This window comes from Cutibacterium equinum, from assembly GCF_028021195.1.
Taxonomy (GTDB): Bacteria; Actinomycetota; Actinomycetes; order Propionibacteriales; family Propionibacteriaceae; genus Cutibacterium; species Cutibacterium equinum.
Map to the genome: position 1 here is coordinate 571625 of NZ_CP115668.1, position 26593 is coordinate 598217.

A 26593-nucleotide genomic window follows, 5' to 3' on the forward strand; every position below is an offset into this window, starting at 1 on the left:
CCCGTGTCGGAGGCGGCGACTACGATGACTCGACGTGGCACTTACCATTGGAATCGTCGGTCTTCCCAACGCCGGCAAGTCGACCCTGTTCAACGCGCTGACCAAGAATGACGTCCTGGCGGCGAATTATCCCTTCGCGACCATTGAGCCCAATGTCGGCGTGGTCGGGGTTCCGGACAAGCGCCTGGACGTGTTGACGGAGATGTTCCATTCCGCCAAGACCATCCCGGCGACGGTGTCCTTCGTCGACATTGCTGGGATCGTCAAGGGTGCCAGTAAGGGCGAGGGGATGGGCAACGAGTTCCTCTCCAACATTCGCGAGGCTGATGCCATCTGCCAGGTGACCAGGTGTTTCGCTGACGACGACGTCACCCACGTCAATGGGCACGTGGATCCCTCCGACGACATCGAAACCATCACCACCGAGCTGGTGCTGGCCGACCTGCAGACCATGGAGAAGCAGCTTCCGAAACTGCAGAAGGAAGCCGCTATCAAGAAGGAGTCGCGTCCCAAGGTCGAGGCTTGGGAGCAGGCCAAGAAGGTGCTCGAGGAGGGCAAGACGATCTTCTCGGCCGGGCTTGACCCCGAGCCGCTGCACGACCTGTTTCTGCTGACGACCAAGCCCTTCATTTACGTCTTCAATTGCGATCAGGACCAGCTGGCTGACGACGAGTTCAAGGCGCGCATGTCGCAGCTCGTGGCGCCGGCAGAAGCGATCTTCCTCGACGCTGAGTTCGAGGCCGAGCTGGCCGAGATGGAGTCCGAGGACGCTGCTGAATTCCTCGCCGACGCCGGTATCGAGGAGCCCGGTCTGGACAAGCTCGCCCGTGTCGGTTTCGACACCCTTGGTTTGCAGACCTTCCTGACTGCCGGCGACAAGGAGTCCCGCGCCTGGACGATCCACAAGGGCGATGCCGCTCCCGAGGCTGCCGGCGTCATCCACACTGACTTCCAGAAGGGGTTCATCAAGGCCCAAGTGGTGTCCTTTGACGACCTTGTCGAGTACGGCGGCGAGAAGGAGGCCCAGGCGGCTGGAAAGCTGCGTCTCGAGGGCAAGGACTACGTCATGCAGGATGGTGACGTGGTGGAGTTCCGATTTAATGTTTGATAGCGGGGCCTTAGCCGGCCCACTGCTAAGAATCATTTTGGACTCTTAAAGGCCTTTTCTGGTCGTCCGTCGTGTCGCATGGGGTAAGAGACATTGCTTACGTGTGAGCGCGAAGCCAAAGGGTCACGTAGTCGGCGCAGGGATGGCCGCTCGTTGATTCCGGCACACCTCGCAGACACTCACCGACATTGACCCGACGTCACTCGCCGACTTCGGGCATCTAGTCGAAACGTTCGTCGTTGGGAAGTTACACAAGCAGGCCTCTTGTTTGGAGGAGCCGGTCGCGTTCGGAGACTGGCGCACGAGTGGTTTGTACGAATGGATTGGATGTCGGAGCTTGGAACAATAATTGTCCCATGCATATTGGGATGTTACTTGCCCTCCTGGTTGTCTGTGTAGTCGTCAGGATCGCGATGATGAAGTTGAAAGCTGCGTTCGCTCGTGATCACCTTCGAGGTCTCGCGGCCACGAAAGAGGTCAGCTTTATGACTGCAGCACTCGCCGTAGCGGCCATGGTTATCGTTCCGAGGTCTGTGTCAGTGATCTCCTTCGTAGCGGTCATCGCGATGATCACGTGGTATGTGACGCGCAGATTGCTCCAAGGAGCCGAGCGCGAGGGCTCCACAACAGTGCGCGAGCAAGTGCGATATTGCTGTGATAAGACATGGCAAGAGACAAAGTCCAAGGCCAAACGATTCTTCACGCTTGCCGCGCCTGGCGGGTGGCGAGAAGTTCGTATCACTGCCGACAGCTTCGACAATGCTGTCTCTATGTCTACAGTGATCTGGATCATAGGGGTGATATACATCGCAATCGTTGTTGTCGTATTGGTTGCGACGTTTGCGAGTTTCGCTGGTGTGAATGATGCAATCCTATCTGCAGTATTCTCTGCTGCAATCAGCTACAATATGTTGGCGATCAGCTGTCTTCTCACTGTCTCAGCATTCTGTTGCATCGCGTTCCTATCATTTCTCCGGCGGATCGCATTCCTGCAGTCGCACTTGGGAGTCGGCTCGTGTCTGCGTTGCATCGCCACATGGATTGGATACGGTGGAGCAGTTGGTGCCGTTATGGCCTCGCTTGTGCCTCTCGCGGGGCTAGTAGTGACGATCCCCACGCAGCCGGCAAAGAGCGCCGCAATACTTAACGCGATCACGCCTCGTTCGATGCTGGATTATCCTGCCGCCGGAGCTGTCGCAGGCTATGCGTTCGGTCTTATCGTCGCGATAGCGTCCCTGTTTCCAGATTCCAAGAACAGTTGGCTTCGACGCGTCCTGTGTCCAGGACTGTTCGTCGTGGTTTTTATCGGATTGAGCCATTTCCGGGGTGGCCCCCGTGGGCTCCTGCGACCAGTTATTGACGCCGCCGCTTTGCAATCCGGGTTCAGCAGTACTTTCTGCACCGGCGCCGCACCGACAGATATTGCTTCGGGAAGTATTGGCGCGAAGGCGTGGGTCATCACGGCAATGGACCGATGCGGTGGCGGACTTCTCATCTCGACCTCAGCTATTGGATGGGTCGTTGGCATAGCAGCTTTTTTGGTCGGCGGCAGCCTATTCATTAGCGATATTTGTGGTAGGGCGCGGTCGGAAGAATGACCAAGACGAGATTCTAGTCCGGGGTGCTCCGCCCCATCTCAGTGATAGACCAGTTTGTATTGAAATAAAACAAACACCGCTAATGTCGATGTATCCGGCAGAGTTTAGGTTTAAGGCTAGTTTTGATCCGGCGGAAGACTAGCCGACTTCTTCGTAATCGATAAGGTAGCCGGCATGGTTCACCTGTTTGTTTTGGGCTTCATCTTTGTCGCTGAGTTGGATTTCGTGGAAGAGTATCTACAGGGCATGGGAGTGGTTGAAGAAGAATTATTCGGATAGCATATTTCTGGACTTCGGTTGGAATACGGGTGGCATGATCCTGGGGTGGGGTGAACCGGTCCGTAATAGTTGGATTCGTTTGAGTATAGGGCTGAGCCGCGAGGACTTGTCTTCGGTATTGAACTGGGGGCAGGCTCTTGTTGGTGTCGTGGTGTCGGTGGTAGTTGAGCCAAGCCGGGTAGTCGGCCAGCTCGGCGACGAGTTGGCCGACTGTGGTGAAGGCGCTTGAGCCGTAGAGCTCGTCCATGAGGTGACCGAAGAAGCTCTCGATCGCGGCTTTTGTTCAGGCCGTTCTTCCGCCGTGACATTGAGCCGGTCGTCCTGGCTCTCTCGAGGATGGTGTGCTATGACCGGTGCTGGTATTGGAAACCTTGATCGGAATGGACGATGGGGTGATCGCCCTGCCGGATCCGGGCGGGTGCCTGTTGCAGACAGCTGTGGGTTAGTTTCAGGGTTAGTGATTGGGCGATGGTCGCGGCGATAATCTGGCGGTCGAAAAGCTCCATGGCTGCCGAGAGGTAAACCTTATCGTCGCCGAGGTGGAACTTGGTGAGGTCGGTGACCTATTTCTGGTTCGGGTCGATCATGGTGACGTCACCCTGGAGCACATTGGGAAACGTTGTGGTGACTTCGTCTTCTGCCGAATTCTGGGTCGCTGGCCGTCATTTTGGTCGGCCTCTGGGCCTGTCCTCGCCTTGTGACCTGACACACCGCGCCCAAGCACAACCAAGCCGCAGGGGCTCCAACTCGTACTCGATGGCAAGATCAGTCTTCGACTTGACATCGAGGAATCGCATCGCGACCGCGACCTTGACTTCGAACGGGTAACTCCGTTGTCGTCGCCGGCATGAATAACGTCGTCCCGCCTCACATCCGCCAATGCTGGTAGGCGTCCTGATCGGCCAGCGTGCCACTCCAAGACGGCCAGCCACAGCAGTGTCGGCCCAACCAGCCTTGAATAACTCTACGTCAGCCAACCGCTGCATCCCGTTAAGACGATGCCTCGCAAACATGACACTCCCCCGGAAACAACGACTGACTTCTCAGTCAAACTTCCGGGGCCCAGTTCAGTTCTCCTCCCACATGTCCCGGGATCCCATCAACGCATCACGGGACTCCCGTCACAGTCCTGACAGCCGTACAGCTCCAGACCGTCTACCCCTGCCAGCTCACCGTCAGTAATGATCCCGTCGGTCGCGCAGCTCGGCGTTGAGCATCCAAAGTCGTGCAGCTTGTTAAGAGCGGCGAAGAGCACAGGGCGGGTCAGGTTCCAGGCCGTATGCCACCACGGCCACGTGAGGTCTTGACATGTGCGTCTCGGTGGTGAATAGTATCTGCCATCTTTGAATCGCTTCAAAGTTGTTGTCGATTCCGCGTGCCACCCTCTTGGCACGCAAGGCCAAAGCTGTCCGGAAGGAAATCATGAAGCGTCGACATGGTCTCGCGGTAGCGAGCCTCGCAACCGCCTTCGCACTCGCCGCCACTGGCTGTGCCGGCGGTAACAAGTCCGCCACCTCAGGGGAGTCCACCTCGGACGTCTCGGTGGCTTTCGTCCCGAAGATCCAGGGCATCCCGTTCTTCGAGGCGATGAACAAGGGTGGTTCTGACGCCGCCAAGGAGTTCGGGTTCAAGTGGGTCTACAGCGGCCCCACCACCGCCGATCCTGCCGCCCAAGGCGACGTCGTCCGTTCTCTCATGCAGCAGAAGGTGAGCAGCCTGATGGTCGCCTCCAACGACCCTGACTCCATGGGGCCCCTACTCAAGGAGGCGCAGGACAAGGGCATCAAGGTCGGCACCTCCGACACTGACGCTCCGGACTCGGTGCGTGAGGTCTTCGTCACGCAGGCCACCGAGGACGGCATTGGTTCCGCCCTCCTCGAGCAGATCGCCAAGCCCATCAACGGCGAGGGTGAGATCGCCATCGTGTCCTGCGGTCAGACCGCCTCGAACCTGAACGCATGGATCAAGGTCGTCAAGACCAAGGCTGCCTCGGATTACCCGAAGATCAAGATCGTGGACACGGTGTACGCTGACGAAGACCAGGCCAAGGCAGTAACCATGGCCAAAGACCTGATGAATGCCAACCCCAACCTCAAGGGCATCATCGGCCCTTGCACCACTGCGGCCCCTGGCGTCGCTCAGGCTGTCCAGGAGTCCGGCAAGACCGGCAAGGTGTTCACGGTTGGTGTCGGCACGCCCAAGGCCATGCTGCCTTACCTGACCGACGGTTCCTCCAGCGCATCTGTGCTCTGGAACGTCGAGGATCATGGCTACCTGACCGCCTGGGCCGGCTTCCAGCTGGCCTCGGGCAAGAAGTTTGAGCCCACCCAGGACGTCGGCCGACTCAAGGGCGTCAAGTACGACGAGTCGACCAAGACTCTGCTGCTCGGGGAGCCCCTCATCCTGACCAAGGACAATGCGGGCAACTTCAACTACTAGTAGTCCCAGGGTGGATTGAGCCACCCAGTTGAACCAACCACGGTGGGGCGCGGTCTCCGCGCCCCACCTTCACAAGGATGTGAAATGGCAGCACCAGTGACGGAGGCCACCAGGACGGGTACGCCCGTGCTCGAGGTATGCAACATCGACAAGAGGTACGGCGGCGTTCACGCACTCAAGGACGTGAGCTGGAAGGTCTACCCGGGCGAGGTCTGCGGCCTCGTGGGAGAGAACGGCGCCGGCAAGTCCACGCTGATCAAGATGATCAGCGGGGCGGAGTCTCCCGACACGGGGACGGTCCTCGTCGACGGCAGCGAGTTAGCCCATGGGGATACGAAAGCCGCGCTCGCAGCGGGTGTTTCGGCCGTCTATCAGGAGCCACAACTGTTCGCTGACCTGACCGTCGCCGAGAATGTCTTCCTCGGTCGCGAGCTCACCAAGGTGGGGCGCGTCGCGTGGGCCGAGCAGCAGCGGCGTGTGGTCGATCTCCTGGCCCGTCTCAACCTCAGCCCGGACATCATGCACACCCGCGTCGGAGATCTTGCGGTGGGAGAGCAGCAGCTGGTCTCCATCGCCAAGGCCTTTGTCGCTGACGTCCGTCTCCTGATCCTCGACGAGCCCAGTGCCATCCTCACCAACCGCGACATTGAACGTCTCTTCGCCACGGTCCGCAGGCTCCGTGAGGAGAACATCGGTGTTATCTACATCTCTCACCGGTTGGACGAGCTCACCGAGATCACGGACCGCGTGACGGTGATGCGCGATGGCGCGATCGTTGGTGACTACCCGACGGAGGAGATGTCGCCCGCGAAAATCGCCAAAGCTATGGTGGGGGACAAGTTCCAGGTCGCCGACCGCGGCGAGCGTCCCAGCCGCGCGAGCGACGAGGTCATCCTGTCGGTAAAGGACCTTGGCTGTGGCGACCGTCTGCAGTCGGCCAACTTCGAGTTGCACCGCGGTGAGGTCCTCGGAGTGTACGGCCTGATCGGCTCAGGTGCTACCGAGCTTGCCCGTTGTCTTTTTGGCATCTTGAGGCCGGACCACGGCGAGATCGTCGTCGACGGCGCCCCCCGCAGCTTCACCTCTCCACGCCGCGCCATGGATGCGGGGATCGCCTTGCTGCCGGGCAATAGAAAGACGCAGGGCGCTTTTCTTCCCAAGTCGCTCGCCTTCAACCTTTCGTCAAACCATCTGCGCTACTTCTCCAAGGGCGGTGTCTTCGACCACAAGCGCGAGGAGTCCGTGATGCGGGAGATGATCGATCGTCTCCGCATCAAGGCTCCTGGTCCCGACACCGTGATCGGGGCGCTCTCCGGCGGCAACCAGCAGAAGGTCGTTATGGCGCGTCAGCTCGTTGAGGAAGCCAAGATCTTGGTCGCCGAGGAGCCGACGCAGGGCGTCGATGTTGGCGCCAAGGCTGAGATTCACCGGCTCATCCTCGACCACGTCGCCGAGGGGCATGCCGCCCTGGTGCTCTCCACGGACCTCGAAGAGATTCGTTTCCTTTGTGATCGCATCATCGTGCTGCGACGAGGCGTGACCGAGCAGGATCTACCCGGAAACGTCTCTGCTGCCCGCCTGCTGTCCGCGGCGTCGGGCGAGACTTCGGACGAGGAGGTTGTCAAAGATGAGCAGTGACACACAAGCCGTGAGTGGCGTCAAGGCCACACCGAAGCGGCGCCGCCCCTGGATCGAGGGTCAGGAGATCGTCCTAATCGGAGTGACCGCAGCCCTGTGGATCATCATGGCGATCGTCGCCCCGACCTTCATCGAGCCGAGCAGCGTCTTCTCCATCTTCTACGGTGTGGCTCCCATCATCGTGATGGGCGTCGCCATGACAGCGATCATGTGCACGGCGGGGATTGACGTCTCTGTGGGCTCCATGCTCGCCGTGGTCATGGTGGTGGTCGGGCGAATGCTGCGTGACCTCCACGTCAGCGCGCCGGTCGCCATCCTTGTCGCGATTATCGTGGGTGCCCTACTGGGTGCCATCAACGCCGCGCTCATCTCATTCGGGCGAGTCCCCGCGATGGTCGTGACCTTCGGCACCCTCAACGTCTTCCGTTTTGTAGCGCTTCAAATTTTCGGAGACACCCAGCTGGCTGGAGTGCCGAATACGCTTGGCTTCCTTGGAGGTGGCGTTGACGCCTCTTTCCTCGGCATACCGAACGCCATGTGGTTGGCCTTGCTGATCGCCCTGCTCGCGTGGTTCTACATGCGTGACTGGGCAACGGGCCGTCATATTTATGCCATTGGCAATGATCCCGTCGCCGCCCGACTGGCTGGCGTGAAGGTCCAGCGCAGGGTGTTCGAGCTCTACGTCTTCAGCGGCATCGCCGTCGGTATTGCCGGCGTCATGTTGATCGGCAACGGCGGACTTGTCCAGCAGAATATCGGTACCGGTCTCGAGATGTCCGTCATCGCTGCCTGCGTCATTGGCGGCACGTCGGTCATCGGCGGCCGAGGCACCGTCTTGGGGACTGTGTTGGGAGCCATTCTGGTGTGCAGCGTTCAGGCGGCCGTCACGCACCTACACCTCCCCAGCCAGCTCACACAGCTCTTCGTGGGTGTCATCATCATCATCGCGGTCGGGGTTGACCTGGCCCGTCAGGCAAGGAGAAACCGCAAGTGAGCACCACTCCTGCAGACGTGGCGGTAGCCACGCAGCCCAAGAAGGAATCGACGGGTGCGCGCTTGCTACGCATCGCGCTGACCGAGCGCGTCGCGGCGCTGGCGGTCCTGACCGTGATCCTCGTCATCGTGTTCTACCTGTTGGGGAACAATGGCAACCTGTATGCCCCCTTCGACCTTTCCTACATGGTGTCCTCGCTCCAGGCCTTCGTCCCTGTGGCCCTGCTCGCCTTGGCGGAGATGTTCGTCATCACGTCCGGCCGTTCCGGCATCGACCTGTCCGTCGGCGCCATGGTCTCGTTGTGCGGCCTCGTCTTCGGCGCGCTAGTCCAGCACGCTGGCATGCCGGTCCTCCTCGCGGCCCTTGTGGCGATCATTGTCGGCGGGTTGATGGGTCTGCTGAACGGCGTCCTCGTGGGCTATTTCGGCTTCCCACCTCTCATCGCCACGCTGGCGACCTCGTATGCGTTCGCTTCGATCGCGATGGTGGCCAGCGGCCAGGCTCCCATCTCGGGGTCGAAAATCGCCGCCACGCACGAGCTCACCCGCAACCTTCCGCTGTTCGGAGACGTGGAGCTGCCGATCCAGGTCCTGACCTTCCTCTTGCCCGCGATGGTGATCTCCTGGTTCATGCTGGAACACACGACGTGGGGGCGCTCGTTGCTGGCCATTGGCACCAATGACACGGCCGCCGCTTACGCCGGGCAGAGTGTCCGCTGGACGAGGGCTTCGGCCTACATGGCCTCCGGGCTCCTGTCCGGCGTGGCAGCCGTCGTCAACGTGGCTCAGTTCGCCTCCGCTAGGCCTGATGCCGGCACGAGCGGTAACGGCATGGCTCTGCCTGCCATCACGATCGCGGCGCTCGGTGGCGTCCTGATTTCCGGTGGTCTCGCTCGGGTGAGTGGTGTTATGACAAGCGCACTGCTCATCACGTGGCTGAACGCGGCCCTCCTGATCTCCTTCCAGGGAAGCCTCGGCCCCCGCACCCAGCTGCTGGCGCTCGGTCTCCTGCTGATCTGCTCTGTCCTGCTGAACAGCTACGCCGCGCGACGGTACGGACTTCGAGCCTGACATGAGGGAGAGGAATAACGCGAGCATCTATTCGGTGGCGCAGGCCGCTGGGACCTCGGTTGGTACTGTCTCGAACGTCATCAACCATCCTGAGCGCGTGAGCCCTGCTCTTCGAACTCGCGTGGAGGCTGAGATGGCGCGGCAACGCTACTGGCCGCGACCGGCAGCGCGGGCGCTGGCCCGTCAGCGTTCACGCCTCGTCGGGGTGGTCGTCTTCGACATCTCCAACCCCTTCTTCTCCCACGTGGCCAATCTCATGGACCAAGAGGTCCAGGCGGCGGGCAACTCGCTGATGCTGGCCGGGACCCAGCAGTCCAACCAGGCCGAGCGGGCCGCCTTGGAGAGCATGAGCCGCGCTGGGGTGGATGCTTTCGCCGTGTGCACCTCGGGCGGCAACTTCGACCTTCTCAACCGCCTCCAGGAGCGAGGTCACCCCGTTCTCCTCTTCGCTCAGCGCAGCGAGGACGAGAGGATCAAAGCGGTCACCATCGACGACTTCACGGGCATGGGACTCATTGCCGGCCACGTCGTGGACCGGGGCGCCCATAGGATTTGCTTCATCGAGGAGCCCATTCACGCGGTCCAGCACCGCGATCGCTGGGCGGGGTTCGTGGCCGCTCTGGATAGCCGTGGCCTGGATCCGGACCAGGTGCGCAGGGTGCCCGCTTCCGGTCCGACCTGGGACGGCGGTTTCCAAGTCGTGAGCGAGATCCTCGCGCAACCTCGGTCCATGTGGCCGGATTGCATCGTGTGCCTGAATGATTACACCGCCATCGGTGCATGCCGGGCGGTCCGCAGCGCGGGGTTGGTGGTCGGCCGGGACATCCTCGTTACCGGCTATGACGACATTCCCTACGGCGCGGTTCTCGACGTGCCGCTGACGACCATCCGGCAGCCCTTTGACGAGATGAGCGGTTACCTTACAACCCAGCTACTTGAAGCTGCCGAGCGCCGCGATGTCGCGGTGGAAGGCCGCCTGTTCACGCCCGAGCTCATGATCCGTGAGTCGGCATAACCATGAAAGGGAGACCCATGCAAAACGTCGACGCCTGGCGCGAGGAGATCCGTAAGGAGTACCTGACTGCCAAGAAGCAGGACCCGGCTCGTTTTGAGCCGAGGTTGAACATGTCCTGGTCCAACTGGGGATTCGGGCTGGAAGACCTGGATGACTCGTGCGCGCGGCTCAGCGCCAACGGGCTGGAATATATCGAGCTGCACGGCAATCACTATGGCAATGACCTCGGCTATCAGGTCGAGGAGACCAAGGCCGTCCTGAAGCGTCATGGCCTCAAGACCTCCGGTGTGTGCGGGATGTTCTCTGATGACAATGACCTGTCGTCGAACCGACCCATCCAGCAACAGGAGGCCATCGACTACATCCGTCGCGAAGCCCGGTTCACGGCCGCCATGGGTGGCCACTACCTGCTGGTCGTGCCGGGCGCTGTGGGTCGCTCCCAGGCCTACGACGCCTACGAGATCGAGCGCAGCTACCGCGCGCTGCGCCTCGCTGCCGATGTCTTCACCGAGACCGGTGTCAAAGCTGCCATCGAGCCCATCCGGTCGGCCGAGGTCTCCATCGTCCACACTGTGCAGGAGGCCGTCGAGTACATCGAGCGGGTAGACCACCCCGGCGTCGCCCATATCAACGGTGACGTCTACCACATGCAGGTCGAGGAGCCCAACATTCCCCGTGCGATCCTGGAGGCGGGCAAACGACTGGTGAACCTGCACTTGGCGGACTCGAACCGTCGTGCTCTGGGCGAGGGGTCCATGGACGTCGACACCATGATCATGGCGCTCTATCTCATCGGACACAACGCGCCCGGCCGGTTCGTCACTCCGGAGCCGCTCGGTCCCGGGGCTGGCCCCTACCCTGCGCGCAACGGCATGCCCGACCCGAAGGCGCTCGATGCGCTCGTCGGGCAGACTGTCAGCTATTTCCGTGAGCGTGAGGATGCCGTCCGCGCCATGACCGAGGAGAACTGACATGCTGCGGTTGGCGGAGCTCTCGCCCGACGTCCAGGCAGCAGTGGCCCAGACCCGGGACAACGTCGCGGCGTTGCACGCCGAGCTGCCGCGCTGGGGCCTGGTGGTCTGGACCGCCGGCAACGTGTCCGAGCGTGTCCCCGGGGCCGACCTCTTCGTGATCAAGCCTTCGGGCGTGACCTACGACCAGCTGACGCCGGAGGCAATGGTTGTCTGCACCCTGGACGGGGCGAAGATCGACGACGGAACCGCAGCATCGCTAGCGCCGTCGTCGGACACGGCAGCCCACGCTTACGTCTACCGGCACATGCCCGAGGTTGGAGGCGTCGTCCACACCCACTCCACCTATGCCACTGCCTTTGCGGCCCGCCGCCAGCCCATCCCCTGCGTCCTGACCATGTGTGGTGACGAGTTCGGGGGAGAGATTCCGGTCGGCCCGCTCGCGATCATCGGCGACGACTCCATCGGTCAAGGAATCGTGGAGACTCTGCGTGGCAGCAGGTCACCGGCCGTCCTCATGGCACAGCACGGCCCCTTCACAGTCGGCCAGAACGGCAGAGCCGCGGTCAAGGCCGCGGTCATGGTCGAGGAGGTTGCCCGCACGGTTCATGCGGCACTCCAGCTCGGGCCGGTCGAATCCCTGCCCGACAAGATGGTCGACCGGCTCTGGGAGCGATACCAGAACGTGTACGGCCAGCACTGATCTAGTCAATGCACAACGAAAGGTAACCCCATGAAGGAACGCCACCCCGACGAGCAGCGAGACGCCGTGGCCGAAGGGCGGACAGCGCTGGGCATCGAGCTCGGGTCGACCCGTATCAAGGCCGTCCTGATCGACGATCACGGGGATCCCGTCGCAACCTCGACCTTCTCCTGGGAGAACCATCTCGTTGACGGGATGTGGTCCTACGAGATGAGTGACGCATGGCACGGGATTCAGCAGTGCGTGGCAGGAGTTCTTGCGACAGTGAGAACCGAGCAAGGCCTGGAGCTGAATCGCCTGGGGGCCATGGGTGTCTCTGGCATGATGCACGGGTATCTGCCGTTCGACAGTGCGGGCAATCAGTTGGTGCCCTTCCGTACCTGGCGCAACACCAACACCGGCCCTGCCGTGTCCGAGCTGTCGGCTTTGCTCGGCGTAAACATGCCGCATCGCTGGAGCGTGGCACACCTATACCAGGCGGTGATGGACGGCGAGGAGCACGTCTCGCGCGTCGACTTCCTGACCACCTTGTCCGGCTATGTGCACTGGCGTCTGACGGGGGAGCGGATCCTCGGTATTGGCGATGCCAGCGGTATGTTCCCGATCGACGATGCCACCCGCGACTACGACGAGCGGCTCCTGTCTATCGTCGAGGAGCGTCTGAAGGAGCGCGGAGTTCCGCTGCAGCTGCGCGACGTGCTACCACGTGTTGGCTTGGCCGGTCAGCCTGCCGGGGCTCTCACCGCCGAGGGGGCTGCGCTGCTCGACCCGAGCGGCACAATCCAGCCGGGCGTACCACTGTTCCCTCCAGAAGGTGATGCTGGGACCGGAATGGTGGCAACCAATGCCGTCGCGCCGCGGACGGGCAACATCTCCGCGGGGACGAGCCTCTTCGCCATGGCGGTTCTCGAGCGCCCCCTGAGTGCACCTCACCGCGAGCTGGACATGGTGACCACGCCCGCCGGAGATGCAGTGGCCATGGTGCACTGCAACAATGGCACCTCCGACATCGACGAGTGGGTGGGGCTGTTCGGAGAGTTCGCGAAAGCCGCAGGCGTGAATGTGCCTACCGACGACCTCTACGGGATCCTCTACCGCTCCGCGCTGGAGGCGCCATCCGACGCGGGCGGTATCGTGGCCTACAACTACGTTGCAGGCGAGCCCATCACCGACACGACGGCAGGGCGCCCGCTGCTGATGCGGCTGCCCGACGCTCCCATGCACCTGGCTCCTCTCATGCGGGCTCACCTGATGAGCATCATGTCCACCCTGCGACTGGGGATGGAGATCCTCTTCGAGGAGGGTGTCGAGATCGACTGCTGGGTGGGGCACGGCGGCCTCTTCCGAACCTCTGATGTAGGACAACGCCTGATGGCAGCCGCGATGGAAGCACCCGTCGCAGTAGGGACGAATGCAGGCGAGGGTGGGCCGTGGGGCATGGCATTGCTCGCGCTCTACGGCGTGGCTGGGCAGGGCAGGCGGCTGGCCGATTTCTTGGACGAGGTCGTCTTTGTCGACGGCGCGTTTGAGTCGGTTTCCCCGGTCGCCGAGGACGTGGATGGGTTCCACCGTTTCCTCGAGAGGTACCGTCGCGGCCTCCTGGTGGAGAAAGCCGCGGTGGAGGCACTGCCCCACTAAAGTGGGGCCATGACCACGGACATCGACTTCTCGTTCGATCCCACTTGCCCCTTTGCGTGAGCGACCTCCCGCTGGATGCTGGGGGTCGACGGCTGGCGCGTCGTGCCCAGCGACGCGGACACCCCTCTGCTCACCGGCATCCTCGTGGAGCGCTTCGGTGACCGGATCGACCTCGAGACCTTCAATATCACCCATACCAGCCTGGCCACGGCCATCGATGCAGGTGAGTCCGCCAGCAATCCAGGCATCGGCCGCGCCATCGAGTGGCTTGATTGGGCCGACGGCCACGTTTCCGAGGGCCACGACATCCCGCCCATGTCGGAGCCCGCGATCTACCGCATTCAGGTGACCGAGAACATCCCCTGCCATGGGGAGCCGAATGAGCGTCTCAACTCCTTCCGCCAGGCCATGGGGCTGATCGACAGCTGCCTGTAGCCCGCGGCCTGGAACATTCCTTCCTCGCAGCTGACCTGCTGGATGGGCGACGCGCAGCACTACATCTACGGGCTCTTCACGGATGAGGGTGTAGTGCGGGCGGGCGCGACGGGGTGGAGGTGGTCGCGGGGGACGGGTTCCCCGGGTTTAAAACCGCCACCGCTGAAGAACTCCTCGACGTCACCGCTGTGATGACCGGAGGTTTAGTGCTCACGTTCGTCAAGTCCATTCGCTCATGTTTGTAAGGTTTAAAAGCTCACGTCTGCTAAGTTGAGGGCATGGAGCTGGATGGATTTGTTCCCCGTCGCATCAGCGAGCTTCTTGCTGAGCAGATGCGGATCGAGCCGGTGATCGCCCTGCATGGCCCGCGGTCGGTGGGGAAGTCGACGGTGTTGCGCGGCTTCGCCGAGGCGGTTGGCGGTTCGGTGATCGATCTCGACGATGTTGAGGTGCGTGAGGCTGTTCAAGGCAATCTGGCGGCCACTGTGGGAGTTGGAGCCCCGGTGTGTATCGACGAGTATCAGCGCGTTCCGGATGTGCTTGATGCGCTGAAAGCGCGGTTGAATCGTGAGGGGAGCCTTCCAGGGACGGCTGTCGTCACGGGTTCCACGCGTCAGGATGCTTTGCCGGTGACATCGCAGGCGCTGACTGGACGGCTTCATTCGTTAGTTATCTGGCCGCTCTCGCAGGGGGAGCTTGGGGGAGTGCGAGAGAACCTGCTCGAGGTGCTCTCGGGTGATGTCGGTGCTGTTGTCCAGGCTGTTCCGGTGTCAGCTACGACGCGGTCGGAGTATGTTGATCGCGTGTGCTCTGGGGGAATGCCCCTGGCGTTGCGTCGGTCTGGAGCTGCGCGGAGTCGGTGGTTCGACGATTTTGTCCGGGCGTCTGTGGAGCGTGATGCTGTCGAGCTCAGCAAGATTCGTGAGCGTCAGGCGCTTGCGGATCTCTTGGGGTACGTGGCGGGGCAGACCGGTCAGCTGCTCAACGTGACAGCGGCGGCTGAGAAGATCGGCGTTAGTCGCCCCACCGCGGAGGCTCACGTCCGGCTTCTCGAGGACCTATTCCTGGTTGTGCGTCTCCCGGCCTGGGGGAAGACTCTGCGCTCCAGGGTGAATGCCAAGCCCAAGGTTCATGTTGTTGATTCGGGTCTGGCTGCCCGCCTGCTGCGGCTCACTGCGGACCGGCTCACTGGAATTGACCCGACCTCGCTTACGGATTTCGGACACTTGCTAGAGACATTCGTCGTCGGGGAGTTACGCAAGCAGGCGTCGTGGCTCGATGAGCCTGTCGCGCTGGGGCATTGGCGAACGAGCGACGGTGCGGAGGTTGATCTGGTGGTCGAGTACGACGATGGTCGGGTTGTCGCGTTTGAGGTCAAGGCCAGTGAGCGTGCCCGTGGCAAGGATTTCCGTGGGCTGGCTGAACTTCGTGACTTGCTGGGGGCAAGGTTTATTGGCGGCATTGTGCTGACCACCGGTAGCCGTTCGTACACCTACGAGGACCGGTTGCACGTGATGCCTGTTGACCGGCTCTGGACGCCAGTGCCGTCCTGAATGGATGTGTAGATGGTTCTGCGTGCCGGAACTTGGTGGAGTTCCGCTTTAACGGATAGCGTCAATAACGGAACCCGATATGTACTGAGTGTGTGATCAGATCGTTCGGGAGCAAAGATGCCGAACGTCTGTGGCGTCGTGAGCGCGCGTCTTCCATGGATCCCTGGATCCTCCGGGTGGCATTGCGCAAACTGCGTCAGGGTGGGTCGGCGGAGACGCTTGACGATCTCCGCGTTCCGCCTGGTGACCGACTTGAGGCGCTCAAGGGTGACCGGGCTGGTCAGCACGGCATCAGAGTTAATGGCCAGTGGCGGATTTGTTTCAGATGGACAGACGCTGGATCAGAGGACAGACGCTGGATCAGAGGAGGTGGAGATCGTTGAGTACTACTGACAAGATCGGGCCGATACATCCGGGCGGGGTTCTTATGGAGGACTTCATCGAGGGTTTCGGGATTACGCAGCATCAGCTTGCGGTTTCCATCGGTGTTCCGCTGCGGGTGGTGTGAATGTCTTCACGGTGCTGACCCCAGCGCCAGTCGGAGGGTTGCCTGGCATTGGTCAGGTGTAGCATCGCCGCATGCTTGTTGGTCAAGTGCAACCCCGCCCACCGTGGCGGGAGTTGTCACGGAAGGAGGGCCACCATGGCCCATTCACCACATCGGCAGTACAAGGGCTGTCAGCTCTGTAAGCCGCATAAGAACCGTCGCAACGGACGTGCTGCTCGGGAGCCGTGGCCGGTGATCCGCAAGATTGGCCGTAGTCGTCGGCTGCGTCGCGGCGACCTGGGCGACCAGCAGCTTTGATAGCTGCTCAGAACTAACTGGCGATCGCGGAGGCGTCCGGGGGAGCAGTGCGATGAGGACATGGAGTTCTTATTCGCCCTTGACCTCTTGCCGGACGCCTCCGCGCGTCGTCAGAGCCCATTGCGGTGCATAACTTGTGACTGTGGCGTAACTTCGAGGCTTCCCGCCGGCGTCGTTCCCAGGGGCCTTGAATACTGACTGAAAGCGGATTTCCATTTAAGAATGGGAGCAATGAGAGATCGTGCTCGAAATTCATTGTAGTTTCGTATAACACTCAATGTTTGGTTAATAGTAGTTAACGAACTGTTCATGAGGTCCAATAAATGGGCGCTTGGTCTGTGGAAGTGATAGAAAACTCTAAACTGCCTCGCATGACATCGTCTGCTTCAGACGAACGTGCCGTACGTCCGAAACGTAACTACTCCAAGAAGTCCAGAGCGGTTTCGGCTGCGGCCGCTGTCGCAGCCTCGACCATCATTGCTACCACCGCGCAGGTAGCGCCCAGTGCCCAGGCGGTAGGCAATGACTTCGATAGGACGGCTGTCTCGCTGAGTTCCAGCGCAGCTTCCCGAAGCCGGTTCCTCACGATGGTGCTCCGACCCCGGAGCCTTTTGATCAGACCTGGTTGGTGGGCTACATCTCGGATGTCTCTTCGTACAAGTTCGGTATCTACTACGACGTCGTCGATGGCTACAAGGATCTCCGTGGCAATCATCCTGATGTCATCAACGAGAACGACGAGAAGGCCGTTCAGATCAATAATGCCGCAGAAAAAACGCCCGAACGCGTAAAGCAGGCTCAGCAGGACGCAGTTGCACCTAAGCAGGGCGTTCTTAACGCCGTTTCTGACTCCCTGGGACCTGAAGCCAGAAAAGCCCTTCGTGAGTCTCTGAAGGAACACCGCTTGCCGAAGACTGAGTTCCTTCTTGGTCACGGTTACTTTGCTCGCGCTGGCGGGCTTGCCAGCTCCACCTTCGCTGAGAAGCAGATCTTTCATGTTCAGCGTCCGGTCGTCAAAATGCCCGACAGGATCCACAAGTATCCGATGGAGGGCACAGATATCTACCATGTGAAGGGCCAGCCGTCATACCCGTCAGGCCACGCAAACCAGGCGTCCTGGATCACTGCATGTCTGGCGATGATGCTGCCGGAGATGGGATCGCAGATTCTTGATCGCGGAGCGATCTCTGGTGAATCCCGAGTCATTCTCGGCGTCCACGCCCCGCTTGATGTGATAGCAGGGCGCATGTCTGGACAGGCTGCAGCCGCCGACCGCTGGAATGATCCGCATATGCGTGAAGCTCTGACGCAGGCCGGTGCGGAGCTGCGTGCGGAGCTTGAGTGGCGTACAGGAAAGTCCATCGAGCAACTCGCTGCCGAGAATCCGAAGTCCGCGAAGGACTCCGTTTCCCACTAGACCAAACTGATGACTTACGATTTCAAGCCGGTCTATCGTGTTGGCGATCCGATGAATGTCCCGGTAGCCGCGCCGGCGCTTCTCGAGACTCGCTTCCCGAAGCTCAGCTACGACCAGCGTGCTGAGGTCATACGCCAGACCGCTCTGCCGAGTGGTTTCCCGCTGGATCAGTCCGGTGATGAAGGTTCGTGGCAGCGCGTCAACCTGGCTGCGGCTTTTGCTGCGGATGTCAGTGTTGACTCATCTGGCAACGTCATGGTCAAGTAAAGTCTCCCACTTTTAGGTCGCGTCTTCTCTGTAGACGTGCTGGAAACCTCATCATCCAGCGCCTTTCGCATATCGCCTTCCAGTCCCTATGAGCATTCCGCTTGTGGGGATCTTGGAAGGCGATATGCATTGACGCTGCCACTCATGTCGTCATGCCTTACATCTCCATGGGCACCGCTGGTCGGTTATGTGGGTTCAATCTTCTATCCGGTTCGGGCAGTGGCTACATGAATGCTGGTGGTCCGCGTCTGGCGGCACACTCGCTGCGGGGAGAGGTACGTGAGTGTTCACTCCAGTGCGGGATTAGACGGGTTTGTTGTGGTTGCTGGTGATCATGCTCGGCCGTTTGAAAGCGGTGTTCACAGCCTGGCTGAACCAGTAGGCCCCGGCCTTCCGTAGCAGTGTCGAGATCGTCGTGATGGACGGGTTGCCCGGTTTCAAGAACGCCGTGGTCGAGGTGATCGGCAAGGTCACCGTCGCTGTCTTGCGGTGGTTCTGCCGAGCTCGCGCAGCTGGGGGCACTGGGCTGTACGCTGCGGCGATGCCGGGCGGACGTGATGGCCTCCTTCGACCGTCCAGATACGTCCAACGGGCCGACCGAGGCCATCAATGGTCGTCTCGAGCACCTCCGCGGCACCGGAGGCTTCAGACTCATCTTCCACCGCTAAATCAGAAGAGCCGTTCCGTTTGGACCAGTAATACCCAGTTTCAGCTGAGCTATGAGTTGTAGGGTTGAGGCATGACTGACAATTTGAAGGCAGAGGCCGAGGTGTTTCGATTGGCAGCGGCCAGATTCGAGATAGACGAAGAATCATGGATTTCGATCCTGCGTTACTTGGGAAACAGGTTGAATGAGCTCGGAGCCAATGTTAATGATGTGGCCGTACAGTTCAGAATTCCACTTTCCTTGGCATCTCGAATTCTTGAGGGAACTGCAAAGCCTGACGAGGTAGCAGCCTGGCGGGCTTCCGCTATGGCTCAGTTGGTTCAAGATGTGTATCACGACATCGACTCTTATCGACACGGGCTTCTTTGTTGTCAAATTGATGATCCCTTAAATATTAGTATATCTGCAACTGGCGTTTCGGAAGAGTTTCGGGACAAGTATGATAGGAGAGCCAAGGAGCTTGGTATATCAATCTGCTGGCTTGAGTCAGAGATATCCTTGCTGGATCTGAAAGATATACTTCCAGAAATTGATAAGCTGGCCGTCGAGGATGGCTTTGATGTCAGTAAAGGCGAGATCGATTTTACTCGGATCGCTCTTTCCACTGAAGCGCCATCAATCCGCCGTGACTCCATTGAGAAATGGTTCCGATGGTTGGATGTTAGATAGAACAGAATACCAATGACGCCGTCGTCGGCGAGTCATGTGGGTACTCATGGATCGGATTTGAGGCGACCGACGATAATGTCGTCGTTCAATGCAAGCGCATGTGGTGACACCAATGCCTTACGATCTGCAATGCGTATTCTATGTACATGGTTTCCGCCACCAGGCTGGCGTCTGAGTCCGATGATCATCGGAGTTGTTATCCCCGATGGGTCTGGGTTTGGGCCTGGGTCTGTGTGGGGGGTGACACTGCCGACGATCATCTGGCGCGCACTGATCGGAATGGGCTTCACCTTGGGGACGCCAGCCGCCTGGCGGGCAGCTGAGCAGATCCCCGGCCCAGGAGTGCAATGTGTCCTGCGGTTGTCTGCCGCAGAGTCGCTCGCTGCCATCACCGCGCCATTCTTGCTTACCAAGCTCGTTTCCAAGCTGCCGCGCGCGTTGCCGAGGATCCTAGCCTGGGTCGGCGTCATCGCTCTCGTGGTCGCAGTGGTTATGAGCATCGTCAACTGGAGCGATGTGGATCCGTTCCACGGCCAGTCCATGACTGGCTGGAGGGTGCTCTGTGGTGGCTGCTACTTGATGGCGGCTCTGTGGGCGATTGCGCTGTCGATCACGCTCGTGGGATATCTCCTGCATCATCCGAGTAGTGGACGTTCTCTCTGTTCGTGACTCGGTGGAGTTCCGCTTCAACAATTAGTTCCCGTCCTGCATCAGTGTTGGGGATTAATTCAGTGCCTGGAGGATACCCTTGGGTCGGAGCGTCGAGGTGTCGTGGTATGAGAGCCAGCTGCATTCGAGGTCTGCTTCGTGGGATCCGAGTGTGTCGAGGTCGGCTGGGTCGGCTGGGGTGACTCGGTAGTAGAACTCGATGGAGTGGTGGCCTACGCCTTTGTGGGTGAAGAAGTTCTCCAGCACGTGGAGACGCTCGCCGACGATGATGAGCAGGCCGAATTCCTCGTCGAATTCTCGCTTCAGTCCGTCGATAAGGGTTTCGCCAAACTCCAAGCCGCCACCCGGCAGAGCCCAGGCATCGTCGCCCACTTTACGTTGCACGAAGACTTTCTCGTTATGGGTCAGTAGGCCGACAACACGGATGCGAATCGTTTGCTGTGGCATGGTTTCCTCCCGGTCGCAAGGTGGAATCATGATCCCATGACTGTTGCCCGGGATCGAGACGCGATCAGTCGCGCCGCGGCGCGGCCCGATGCAGCAGAGCTGGCGTTGTTCGGGTCGCTGGTGAGGATGATGTCCCCGCTTTCGCTCATGGTGACCACGTCCTGGTAACCGGCTTCCCCTAAATCCAGCTAGAGGTCCTTCATGGGCACGCGGTTGTGGACGCCGACGTTGATTCCGCGGGGCATGACAAGCCGGTGACTCTTGCGCGCTTCCCCTCCTAGGGGCCTTGGTAGCGGGATATCGTTCTTGCACTCGGCAGGCGAACACGGCGACGGGACCGCCCATTATGATACCACTTTGGTATCGTCGTCGTATGGCTATGACATTGCGGTTGACGGAAGACGACGAACAGATCTTGACGCGTCTTGCCGAGGAGGACGGGGTCAGTCGTCAAGAGGCGACGGTTCGCGCTATCCGTGAGGTGGCGGCGCGGAGGGGACACGCGAAGAACGTCGCCGATGCGGCGGCGCGGGCGCGGGCCCGGTACGGCGACGTTCTCGATCGGCTGGGAAAGTGACGATTTTCCTCACGGTTGAGGACCTTCTGTCCCTGGCCAAGGACCTGGGTGTTGGCCCGGTCCGTGACGTTGGCTTGCTCGAATCTGCGGCGGCGCGTCCACGAACGTCATTGTGGGGTAGTGACGCCTACCCAACGCTAGAGTCCAAGGCGGCGGCTCTGCTAGATTCTCTGGTGAACAATCATGCGCTGGTGGACGGCAACAAGCGGTTGGGTTGGTTGGCGACAGTGGTGTTCTTGGACCTCAATGGCTGGTGGGTGGAAGCCCCGGACGACGATGCATACAACCTCGTCATCGCCGTGGCGAGCGGTAGGGCTGATCTAGATGAGGCCGCTGCGTCGCTTCGGTCGTGGAGCGTTGATTCTGACTGCTTCGGCAAGCCCCAATCCCGAACAGAGCTAGATTCGCGTCAAGACCGCCACCACTGATCCCATCAGGGGCTTCGCCAAGCAACTTGCCGACAGGAGCCTCGTCGAGGGCATCCTCGGCATCGTCGCGGGCATCGTCGCCGTCCGTTTCCCGTCGGAGAGTGCGGCGGGTCTGATGGTTGTGACAGTTATCTGGGCGGTGCTGTTCGGCATCGCGACGATCATCTGTTCGGTGCAGACCCGTCGGCTCCTTCGCGGATGACCCGGTCCTGGACGGCGCGGGACCTGCCTGACCTCGACGTCAACTTAGCCAGAACCACTCGGGTACGCCGCATGATGAGCGCCCAGAGCGCGCCCGTGACCGGGAAATCTCGCGCTTCGCCCCCCGATTCTGCTAAATCACCCCCGTGTCATTCGCCAGCGGACGCTACCCGAGGGCGGGACGGGGCAGGCCCCGGATGAGAAGGGTGAAGGCGAACCAGATCTCGAAGGCGAAGATGGGGATGGCGGCGACGGGGCCGTTGAGCGACAGCGCGCCCCAGAGTTGGGCGAGGTCGCTCGCTAGGACGATGAGCCCGCCCGCGAGCTCGAGCGTCACGGTCCAGCGCAGCTCGCCGGCGGCCGCGCTTACGGCCGCGCCGGATTCGTCATGGCCAACTCCGCGAGCGATGCCGGGCACTCGGAGAAAGACATCCGCCAGTAACTCATCGAGTCTGGCGCTGTCGACGTGATGGTGGCCGTCGGGCCGAACTTCTTCTACACCGTCACCTTGCCGGTGACGCTGTGGTTCCTCGACAAAGCAAAGGTGGGCAGCGATCGAGAAGACACCGTGCTGTTCATTGATGCTCGGCACCTCTTCCGCCAGATCGACCGAGCACACCGACTTCACCGCCGAACAGATCGAGTTCATCGCCAACATCGTCCGGCTCTATCGCGGCGAAGAGGTGGAGACCGTTGACGGCAGAGGCGACCTGCTGGGGAAGTACTTCCCCGACGGCGAATACGTCGACGTGGGCGGCCTGCGCAAGGTGGCTACCCGTGCGGAGATCGAGGAGCAGGACTGAAGCCTCAACCCCTAGACCCTGACCAGGCCGTTTCTGTGTACTCGTTTTACTCCGGCAGAGGCGTGTGAAAGAGCATGCTGAGTAGCTCGGTGTTGATGAAGAGCACGTGACGGCCTATCTTCTCCTTGGTGATGAGGCCGGAGTTGGCCAGCAGTGTCAGCCAGCGTGAGGCAGTCTGGCGTTGGGCCAAGCCTGCGTCAACGACGTTGTCGATGCGCATATAGGGCTGCGAACAAAGCATCCTGCTCAGGGACACCGCTGGGAGTTTCGGATCGAGTGCGCGGATCGAGTCTTGCAGTGAGGTACGCATGGAATCTGTGGACTCGACGAGGTCGAGCGTCCATGTGGCCGTGGATTCGACGCCTGCAAGCATGAAGAGGAGCCAGGGTTCCCATGCGTCTTCTCGAGTGACGGCGTTAAGCCGTTCGTAGTACGTGTCCTTGTGGCGCAAGATGTGGCCAGACAAATACAGCACGGGGAGCTCCAGGAGACCGGTCTCGATGAGCATCAGCAAGTTGAGAATGCGTCCCGTTCGTCCGTTGCCGTCGAAGAAGGGATGGATCGCCTCGAACTGGTAGTGCGCGAGCGCCATCGCCACAAGCGGGTCGAGACCATGGTCGTCGTGTAAGAACCTCTCCCACGCTGACAAGTGGTCAAGAATGACGTGTTGGCCCTCGGGTGGCGTGTAGATATGCGCACCCGTGCTCGCGTTGCCGATGTACGTGCCAGGTTGATTTCGGATCGCCGCTGGCCGTCCTTGAATGCGTGAGCAGACGTCAATCGCGGTCTGGGTGGTGATGGGCCTCGCAGCCAGAGACTCGTGGCCTGCGCGCAGCGCCTCGCGATACCGGAGTGCTTCCTTGACTTGAGGAGTCATGTCCTGGAGGGCGCCGTTTGCGGCCTTGAACAGTTCGTCGTTGGTAGTGACGATGTTCTCGATCTCGCTCGAGGCCTGAGCCTCCATGAGTGGGATCAGATTGATGAGCATCGTGGGATCGGGAAGTCGGTTGTAAGCCCCGTCGAGTCGAGCGAGTGCCCGGCTGGCAGTGATCGTCGCTTTGAGCACGGCCGGGGTTTCGACGTCAACTGATGGTGGCAGCGCTGGGAGGTCCTGGAACGGCCGGTCGGGGTGGTTCCACATGTCGATAGCGTAACCATATGCGCAGAACGTGTCGAAATTATTGGGAAATTTCGACACGTTGGCTCGACGTGGCGACGACGTGTACATAGTGGGGCTGCACTCCACCCCGTGACCTCACACTACAAATCACACTTCAAGTTTTGCAGTGTGATTTGTAGTGATCGGATGAGTGTGGACGCCGATCCTTTCGTCGGGGGTGCTCCGTGATGCTCCACGGTTCCTGGACTCAGGGACTTTCAGTCCGGCAGCCGTCCGACGTCAGGAGGCGACGATTCGCGCGATCTATGAGGTGGCGGCGCGCAGGGGGCACACGAAGGATGTGGCTGAGGCCTCGGCGCGGGTGCGGGTTCGACACGCCGATATCCTTGATCGGCTGGGTCGATGACGGTTTTCCTTACGGTTGAGGACCTGGGCGTTGGCCCGATCGGTGACGTCGGTTTGCACGAATCTGCGGCGGCGCGTCCACGAACGTCATTGTGGGGTAGTGACGCCTACCCAACGCTAGAGTCCAAGGCTGCGGCTCTCCTGGACTCTCTGGTGAACAATCGTGCGCTGGTGGACGGCAACAAGCAGTTGGGCTGGTTGGCGACGGTGGTGTTCTCGGACCTCAATGGTTGGAGGCCCCGGCCGACGACGCATACGACCTCGTCATCGCCGTGGCGAGTGGTCGGGCTGCTCTAGATGACGTTGCCACATCGCTTCGGTCGTGGTGCGTTGAGCCCGGATCACGCTAGTTCTGCCCGGGCCGTGGTCGAGTTCCGCTTCAACGAATAGTGACTCAGTCGTCGTAGACCTTGTCGCGGCGCCCGATGGAGAAGACTTCGATCGTGGCGACGTTGTCGTGGATGAGTGCGAGGATCCGATAGGAGCCCACGCGGTAGCGCCATTCGCCTGAATGGTTCGCGGTGAGCCCTTTGCCGAAGGCGCGTGGATCGGCGCATCCGTCGAGGTTGTTCTTGATCCACGCGGCGAGGATCTTGGCGTCGAACCGGTCCATCTTCTTCAGCTGCTTGCGCGCCCTCGCGGTCAGCTCGACACGGTATCGGCTGGTCTGAATGGCCATCAGGTGAGTTCGGTGAGGATCTCGTCGATGGTGAATCGCTCGCCGGTGTCCTGCGCAATCGCCTCGCGCAGCTCCTGTAGGTCGCAGGAATCCTCGATCTTCTCCAGGATTGCCGTGCGGGCGAAATCTGAGATCGTGACGCCCTCGAACTGGGCGAACTTGCGGACGAGTTCGGCGTCTTGTTCGTTCATGCGCACTGTCATGGTGCTCATGGGGTTCTCCTCTCACGGTTCTGAATACAGTGTATTCAGAGTGGTGGTTGGGGGCAAGGAGTCGGCTTAAACCTGGATGTAATGACCGGAGAGGTTGGTTGAGTTCTTCACCGGATGTCGGCATCCGTTGTGCCTGTGGCGAATCTGTCCATGACCATGGCATCGACTGTGGAAGGGTCAGCAGCCTTCGGTGTACGGTAGCGATGCAATAAAGGTAAGGGTTGCCTAAAAACCGTTCCGTTGTGTTCCGATGCCCCCCACGTGGGCGGCCCCGGGCGTCCGTCGACAAAGAGAGATCCCCGTGTACCAACTGCGTCACAGACACCTGACCCCGTCAGCCCTGCCTGTATTGGGGCACGCGGCGTGACTGTCGCGCAACAGCGCGAGGCGATCGGCTACGGCGAGGTTTATTCCCTTGCGCTGCCCATCGCCGGTGTGCAGCTCGCAGGGGTAGCTCTGACGACGACGGACGTGTTCATGCTGCAAACCCTGGGCGTGGCCGCCATCGCTGGCGGCGGCTTGGCGATGCAGTTCTACAACCAGATCCGGACGATGTGCGTCGGAATGGTGACAGCTGCGGGCAATCTCGTCGCAGAGGCGGCCGTGCCGTGGAAGCGAGGGGAGCGCGACGGACAGGTGGCCCACGAGGTCCGCCGGGCAGTGCGTAGTGGCATGGCGGTGGGAACTGCCTCGGCCATCCTGGGCGCCGTCCTCGTCATCGCGCTCGGGGCACTCGTGCTCGTCCTCCCGGTGGATCAGCACGTCGCACATCTCACCTTCGCGATGACGCTCACCCTGGGTCCCGGTCTGTTGCCCATGGTCTGGCTCAATGTCCTCAGACAGTTCGCCGTGGGAATGCGACGACCCGGCTCATTGCTCGTGGTCACGCTCATCTCCATCGGGGTGAACGCCGGCGCCAACGCCTTCTTCCTGTGGGCTGTCTCGGCTCTGGGGTGGTCCGCGGCTTGGGGCACGGCCGGCATTGGCGCATCCACCGCGTTCGTTCAGGTGTTCACCCTGTGTGCCTTCGCCTGGACGCTGCGCCGCGACAGTGAACTGGGCCAGCTGTTCGCCTTCATCCCCCGCAAGGGGGATATGGCTGCCATCCGCGAACTGGTGAGACTCGGAATCCCGGTGTCCCTCACCTACGGGTCAGAGGCCGCGATCACCACCATCGCCGGTCTGGTCATGGGGGTCGTCGGACCCGTGGCGCTGGCTGCGCACATGGTGGTCAACCAACTCGCCTACATCGTCTACCAGGTGTGCATCGGCTTCTCCCACGGTGGATCCGTGCTCGTCAGCGGAGTCAAGGGCCAAGGCCGCGACATTGTGTCGCTGGTGACGCGGAGGGTTTTGCTGTCCGTGTGGGCATATCTCAGCCTCATCGCTGTGATCTGGCTCACCCTGGGTTCGTTCGTCGTGAAGCTCTTTCTCGGCGGCGCGTCCCGGGACACCCTTCGTATCGCCACGGTGTTGCTGTGCATCGCTGTGCTCCAACAATTCGCCAAGGGCAGTCAGAACGTCCTGGTCGGCCTGCTTCGCGGCCTCAAGGACACCACCTCTGGACTTAAGGCAACCCTGTGGGGTTACTGGGCGGTTGGAGTCCCGGCTGTGGTCCTCCTGGGGCTGGTAGCCCGCTGGGATGCCTACGGCGTGTGGATTGGTCTGATCCTGGGGTTTGGGACGACCGCCATCCTCCTCGCCCGTACCCTCACGATCCGTATCTCGCAGCTCGACCAACCCAGCGAGGCGGTGGTGGCAGCCTCCTGAACACTCATTGCCCCTG

General features: G+C 61.0%; 33 protein-coding genes and 3 pseudogenes. 28 read left to right on the forward strand and 8 right to left on the reverse strand.

Annotated features, from left to right (window positions below; genetic code table 11):
- The first annotated feature begins 34 nt into the window (after nucleotides 1–34).
- Complete coding sequence (gene ychF / locus O6R08_RS02565; RefSeq protein ID WP_271418606.1) at nucleotides 35–1108, forward strand: redox-regulated ATPase YchF; 1074 nt, start codon at nucleotides 35–37, stop codon at nucleotides 1106–1108.
- A gap of 413 nt (nucleotides 1109–1521) precedes the next feature.
- Nucleotides 1522–2706: a hypothetical protein gene (locus O6R08_RS02570; RefSeq protein WP_271418607.1), complete on the forward strand. Its 1185-nt coding sequence runs from the start codon at nucleotides 1522–1524 to the stop codon at nucleotides 2704–2706.
- Nucleotides 2707–2905: 199 nt separating this feature from the next.
- On the opposite strand, the gene O6R08_RS11385 is transcribed toward O6R08_RS02570, so the two are convergent.
- Together O6R08_RS11385 and O6R08_RS11390 are read right to left on the reverse strand one after the other, a co-directional pair.
- Nucleotides 2906–3232: an IS3 family transposase gene (locus O6R08_RS11385; RefSeq protein WP_408640123.1), complete on the reverse strand. Its 327-nt coding sequence runs from the start codon at nucleotides 3230–3232 to the stop codon at nucleotides 2906–2908.
- A gap of 97 nt (nucleotides 3233–3329) precedes the next feature.
- Nucleotides 3330–3491 (reverse strand): hypothetical protein, encoded by a 162-nt coding sequence (locus O6R08_RS11390; protein ID WP_408640124.1) that lies wholly within the window; start codon nucleotides 3489–3491, stop codon nucleotides 3330–3332.
- A gap of 916 nt (nucleotides 3492–4407) precedes the next feature.
- On the opposite strand from O6R08_RS11390, the gene O6R08_RS02580 reads away from it, so the two are divergent.
- The 16 genes and pseudogenes from O6R08_RS02580 to O6R08_RS02650 all read left to right on the forward strand — a co-directional run bounded on the left by O6R08_RS02580 (nucleotide 4408) and on the right by O6R08_RS02650 (nucleotide 17930).
- Nucleotides 4408–5424 (forward strand): autoinducer 2 ABC transporter substrate-binding protein, encoded by a 1017-nt coding sequence (locus tag O6R08_RS02580; protein ID WP_271418609.1) that lies wholly within the window; start codon nucleotides 4408–4410, stop codon nucleotides 5422–5424.
- Nucleotides 5425–5508: 84 nt separating this feature from the next.
- Nucleotides 5509–7062 carry a sugar ABC transporter ATP-binding protein gene (locus O6R08_RS02585; protein WP_271418610.1) on the forward strand — a complete coding sequence of 518 codons (1554 nt, stop codon included), beginning with the start codon at nucleotides 5509–5511 and terminating at the stop codon, nucleotides 7060–7062.
- Nucleotides 7052–8056, forward strand: coding sequence for an ABC transporter permease (locus O6R08_RS02590; RefSeq protein ID WP_271418611.1), 1005 nt, complete (start codon nucleotides 7052–7054; stop codon nucleotides 8054–8056). Before O6R08_RS02585 ends, O6R08_RS02590 begins: the two co-directional genes overlap by 11 nt.
- On the forward strand, nucleotides 8053–9126 hold the full coding sequence (locus tag O6R08_RS02595) for an ABC transporter permease (protein ID WP_271418612.1): 1074 nt from the start codon (nucleotides 8053–8055) through the stop codon (nucleotides 9124–9126). The genes O6R08_RS02590 and O6R08_RS02595 overlap by 4 nt, the downstream gene beginning before the upstream one ends.
- A 1-nt stretch (nucleotide 9127) precedes the next feature.
- Nucleotides 9128–9223, forward strand: a pseudogene (locus O6R08_RS11395) (hypothetical protein); the annotation flags it as partial.
- Complete coding sequence (locus O6R08_RS02600) at nucleotides 9224–10141, forward strand: LacI family DNA-binding transcriptional regulator (protein WP_271418613.1); 918 nt, start codon at nucleotides 9224–9226, stop codon at nucleotides 10139–10141. It begins immediately after the preceding pseudogene.
- A gap of 17 nt (nucleotides 10142–10158) precedes the next feature.
- The gene (locus O6R08_RS02605; RefSeq protein WP_271418614.1) at nucleotides 10159–11112 is read left to right on the forward strand and encodes a sugar phosphate isomerase/epimerase family protein; all 954 of its coding nucleotides are present in this window, start codon (nucleotides 10159–10161) and stop codon (nucleotides 11110–11112) included.
- A 1-nt stretch (nucleotide 11113) separates the two neighbouring features.
- A complete protein-coding gene (locus tag O6R08_RS02610; protein ID WP_271418615.1) occupies nucleotides 11114–11815 on the forward strand; it encodes an L-ribulose-5-phosphate 4-epimerase in 702 nt (233 codons plus the stop codon).
- Nucleotides 11816–11845: 30 nt separating this feature from the next.
- Nucleotides 11846–13453 carry a xylulokinase gene (locus tag O6R08_RS02615; RefSeq protein WP_271418616.1) on the forward strand — a complete coding sequence of 536 codons (1608 nt, stop codon included), beginning with the start codon at nucleotides 11846–11848 and terminating at the stop codon, nucleotides 13451–13453.
- A gap of 75 nt (nucleotides 13454–13528) precedes the next feature.
- The gene (locus O6R08_RS02620; RefSeq protein WP_271418617.1) at nucleotides 13529–13888 is read left to right on the forward strand and encodes a hypothetical protein; all 360 of its coding nucleotides are present in this window, start codon (nucleotides 13529–13531) and stop codon (nucleotides 13886–13888) included.
- A gap of 278 nt (nucleotides 13889–14166) precedes the next feature.
- Complete coding sequence (locus tag O6R08_RS02625; protein WP_271418618.1) at nucleotides 14167–15441, forward strand: ATP-binding protein; 1275 nt, start codon at nucleotides 14167–14169, stop codon at nucleotides 15439–15441.
- A 155-nt stretch (nucleotides 15442–15596) separates the two neighbouring features.
- The gene (locus O6R08_RS02630) at nucleotides 15597–15824 is read left to right on the forward strand and encodes a type II toxin-antitoxin system RelE/ParE family toxin (protein WP_271419184.1); all 228 of its coding nucleotides are present in this window, start codon (nucleotides 15597–15599) and stop codon (nucleotides 15822–15824) included.
- A complete protein-coding gene (locus tag O6R08_RS02635) occupies nucleotides 15821–15949 on the forward strand; it encodes a helix-turn-helix transcriptional regulator (RefSeq protein WP_271418619.1) in 129 nt (42 codons plus the stop codon). Before O6R08_RS02630 ends, O6R08_RS02635 begins: the two co-directional genes overlap by 4 nt.
- A gap of 135 nt (nucleotides 15950–16084) precedes the next feature.
- Nucleotides 16085–16246, forward strand: coding sequence for a hypothetical protein (locus O6R08_RS02640; RefSeq protein WP_271418620.1), 162 nt, complete (start codon nucleotides 16085–16087; stop codon nucleotides 16244–16246).
- Between the two features lie 628 nt (nucleotides 16247–16874).
- Complete coding sequence (locus tag O6R08_RS02645; protein ID WP_271418621.1) at nucleotides 16875–17663, forward strand: acid phosphatase; 789 nt, start codon at nucleotides 16875–16877, stop codon at nucleotides 17661–17663.
- A gap of 9 nt (nucleotides 17664–17672) precedes the next feature.
- Entirely contained in the window at nucleotides 17673–17930 is a 258-nt protein-coding gene (locus tag O6R08_RS02650) for a hypothetical protein (RefSeq protein WP_271418622.1), read from the forward strand.
- Nucleotides 17931–18233: 303 nt separating this feature from the next.
- Here the strand turns inward: O6R08_RS02650 and O6R08_RS02655 are convergent, their stop codons facing one another.
- A complete protein-coding gene (locus O6R08_RS02655; RefSeq protein ID WP_271418623.1) occupies nucleotides 18234–18452 on the reverse strand; it encodes a cupredoxin domain-containing protein in 219 nt (72 codons plus the stop codon).
- Between O6R08_RS02655 and O6R08_RS11400 the strand changes: the two are divergent.
- From O6R08_RS11400 to O6R08_RS02665, 3 genes and pseudogenes are all read left to right on the forward strand, one after another.
- Nucleotides 18410–18598, forward strand: a pseudogene (locus O6R08_RS11400) (transposase); the annotation flags it as partial. The gene O6R08_RS02655 and the pseudogene O6R08_RS11400 overlap by 43 nt on opposite strands.
- A gap of 71 nt (nucleotides 18599–18669) precedes the next feature.
- Complete coding sequence (locus tag O6R08_RS02660; RefSeq protein ID WP_271418624.1) at nucleotides 18670–19266, forward strand: hypothetical protein; 597 nt, start codon at nucleotides 18670–18672, stop codon at nucleotides 19264–19266.
- 240 nt (nucleotides 19267–19506) lie between these two features.
- Nucleotides 19507–19935 (forward strand): hypothetical protein, encoded by a 429-nt coding sequence (locus O6R08_RS02665; RefSeq protein WP_271418625.1) that lies wholly within the window; start codon nucleotides 19507–19509, stop codon nucleotides 19933–19935.
- A 54-nt stretch (nucleotides 19936–19989) separates the two neighbouring features.
- Here the strand turns inward: O6R08_RS02665 and O6R08_RS02670 are convergent, their stop codons facing one another.
- Nucleotides 19990–20382, reverse strand: a complete 393-nt coding sequence (locus tag O6R08_RS02670; protein WP_271418626.1) for an NUDIX hydrolase — start codon at nucleotides 20380–20382, stop codon at nucleotides 19990–19992.
- A gap of 373 nt (nucleotides 20383–20755) precedes the next feature.
- On the opposite strand from O6R08_RS02670, the gene O6R08_RS02675 reads away from it, so the two are divergent.
- From O6R08_RS02675 to O6R08_RS11405, 3 genes are all read left to right on the forward strand, one after another.
- Nucleotides 20756–20959 carry a CopG family transcriptional regulator gene (locus O6R08_RS02675; RefSeq protein ID WP_271418627.1) on the forward strand — a complete coding sequence of 68 codons (204 nt, stop codon included), beginning with the start codon at nucleotides 20756–20758 and terminating at the stop codon, nucleotides 20957–20959.
- Nucleotides 20956–21387: a type II toxin-antitoxin system death-on-curing family toxin gene (locus O6R08_RS02680; protein ID WP_271418628.1), complete on the forward strand. Its 432-nt coding sequence runs from the start codon at nucleotides 20956–20958 to the stop codon at nucleotides 21385–21387. Before O6R08_RS02675 ends, O6R08_RS02680 begins: the two co-directional genes overlap by 4 nt.
- Nucleotides 21388–21460: 73 nt before the next feature.
- The gene (locus tag O6R08_RS11405) at nucleotides 21461–21589 is read left to right on the forward strand and encodes a hypothetical protein (protein ID WP_408640145.1); all 129 of its coding nucleotides are present in this window, start codon (nucleotides 21461–21463) and stop codon (nucleotides 21587–21589) included.
- A gap of 165 nt (nucleotides 21590–21754) precedes the next feature.
- Here O6R08_RS11405 and O6R08_RS02685 read toward each other — a convergent pair whose 3' ends face one another.
- Nucleotides 21755–22006 carry a hypothetical protein gene (locus O6R08_RS02685; protein WP_271418629.1) on the reverse strand — a complete coding sequence of 84 codons (252 nt, stop codon included), beginning with the start codon at nucleotides 22004–22006 and terminating at the stop codon, nucleotides 21755–21757.
- A 51-nt stretch (nucleotides 22007–22057) separates the two neighbouring features.
- Between O6R08_RS02685 and O6R08_RS02690 the strand changes: the two are divergent.
- Nucleotides 22058–22150 (forward strand): annotated as a pseudogene (locus tag O6R08_RS02690) (hypothetical protein); the annotation flags it as partial.
- Between the two features lie 19 nt (nucleotides 22151–22169).
- Entirely contained in the window at nucleotides 22170–22391 is a 222-nt protein-coding gene (locus O6R08_RS02695; RefSeq protein WP_271419409.1) for a hypothetical protein, read from the forward strand.
- A 46-nt stretch (nucleotides 22392–22437) separates the two neighbouring features.
- On the opposite strand, the gene O6R08_RS02700 is transcribed toward O6R08_RS02695, so the two are convergent.
- Nucleotides 22438–23532: a Fic family protein gene (locus O6R08_RS02700; RefSeq protein WP_271418630.1), complete on the reverse strand. Its 1095-nt coding sequence runs from the start codon at nucleotides 23530–23532 to the stop codon at nucleotides 22438–22440.
- A gap of 381 nt (nucleotides 23533–23913) precedes the next feature.
- On the opposite strand from O6R08_RS02700, the gene O6R08_RS02705 reads away from it, so the two are divergent.
- Entirely contained in the window at nucleotides 23914–24213 is a 300-nt protein-coding gene (locus O6R08_RS02705; protein ID WP_271418631.1) for a type II toxin-antitoxin system death-on-curing family toxin, read from the forward strand.
- A 97-nt stretch (nucleotides 24214–24310) separates the two neighbouring features.
- On the opposite strand, the gene O6R08_RS02710 is transcribed toward O6R08_RS02705, so the two are convergent.
- Together O6R08_RS02710 and relB are read right to left on the reverse strand one after the other, a co-directional pair.
- Nucleotides 24311–24595 carry a type II toxin-antitoxin system RelE family toxin gene (locus tag O6R08_RS02710; protein WP_271418632.1) on the reverse strand — a complete coding sequence of 95 codons (285 nt, stop codon included), beginning with the start codon at nucleotides 24593–24595 and terminating at the stop codon, nucleotides 24311–24313.
- The gene (relB, locus tag O6R08_RS02715) at nucleotides 24595–24807 is read right to left on the reverse strand and encodes a type II toxin-antitoxin system RelB family antitoxin (protein WP_271418633.1); all 213 of its coding nucleotides are present in this window, start codon (nucleotides 24805–24807) and stop codon (nucleotides 24595–24597) included. Before relB ends, O6R08_RS02710 begins: the two co-directional genes overlap by 1 nt.
- 363 nt (nucleotides 24808–25170) lie before the next feature.
- On the opposite strand from relB, the gene O6R08_RS02720 reads away from it, so the two are divergent.
- Nucleotides 25171–26577 carry an MATE family efflux transporter gene (locus O6R08_RS02720; protein WP_271418634.1) on the forward strand — a complete coding sequence of 469 codons (1407 nt, stop codon included), beginning with the start codon at nucleotides 25171–25173 and terminating at the stop codon, nucleotides 26575–26577.
- Nucleotides 26578–26593: the final 16 nt, after the last annotated feature.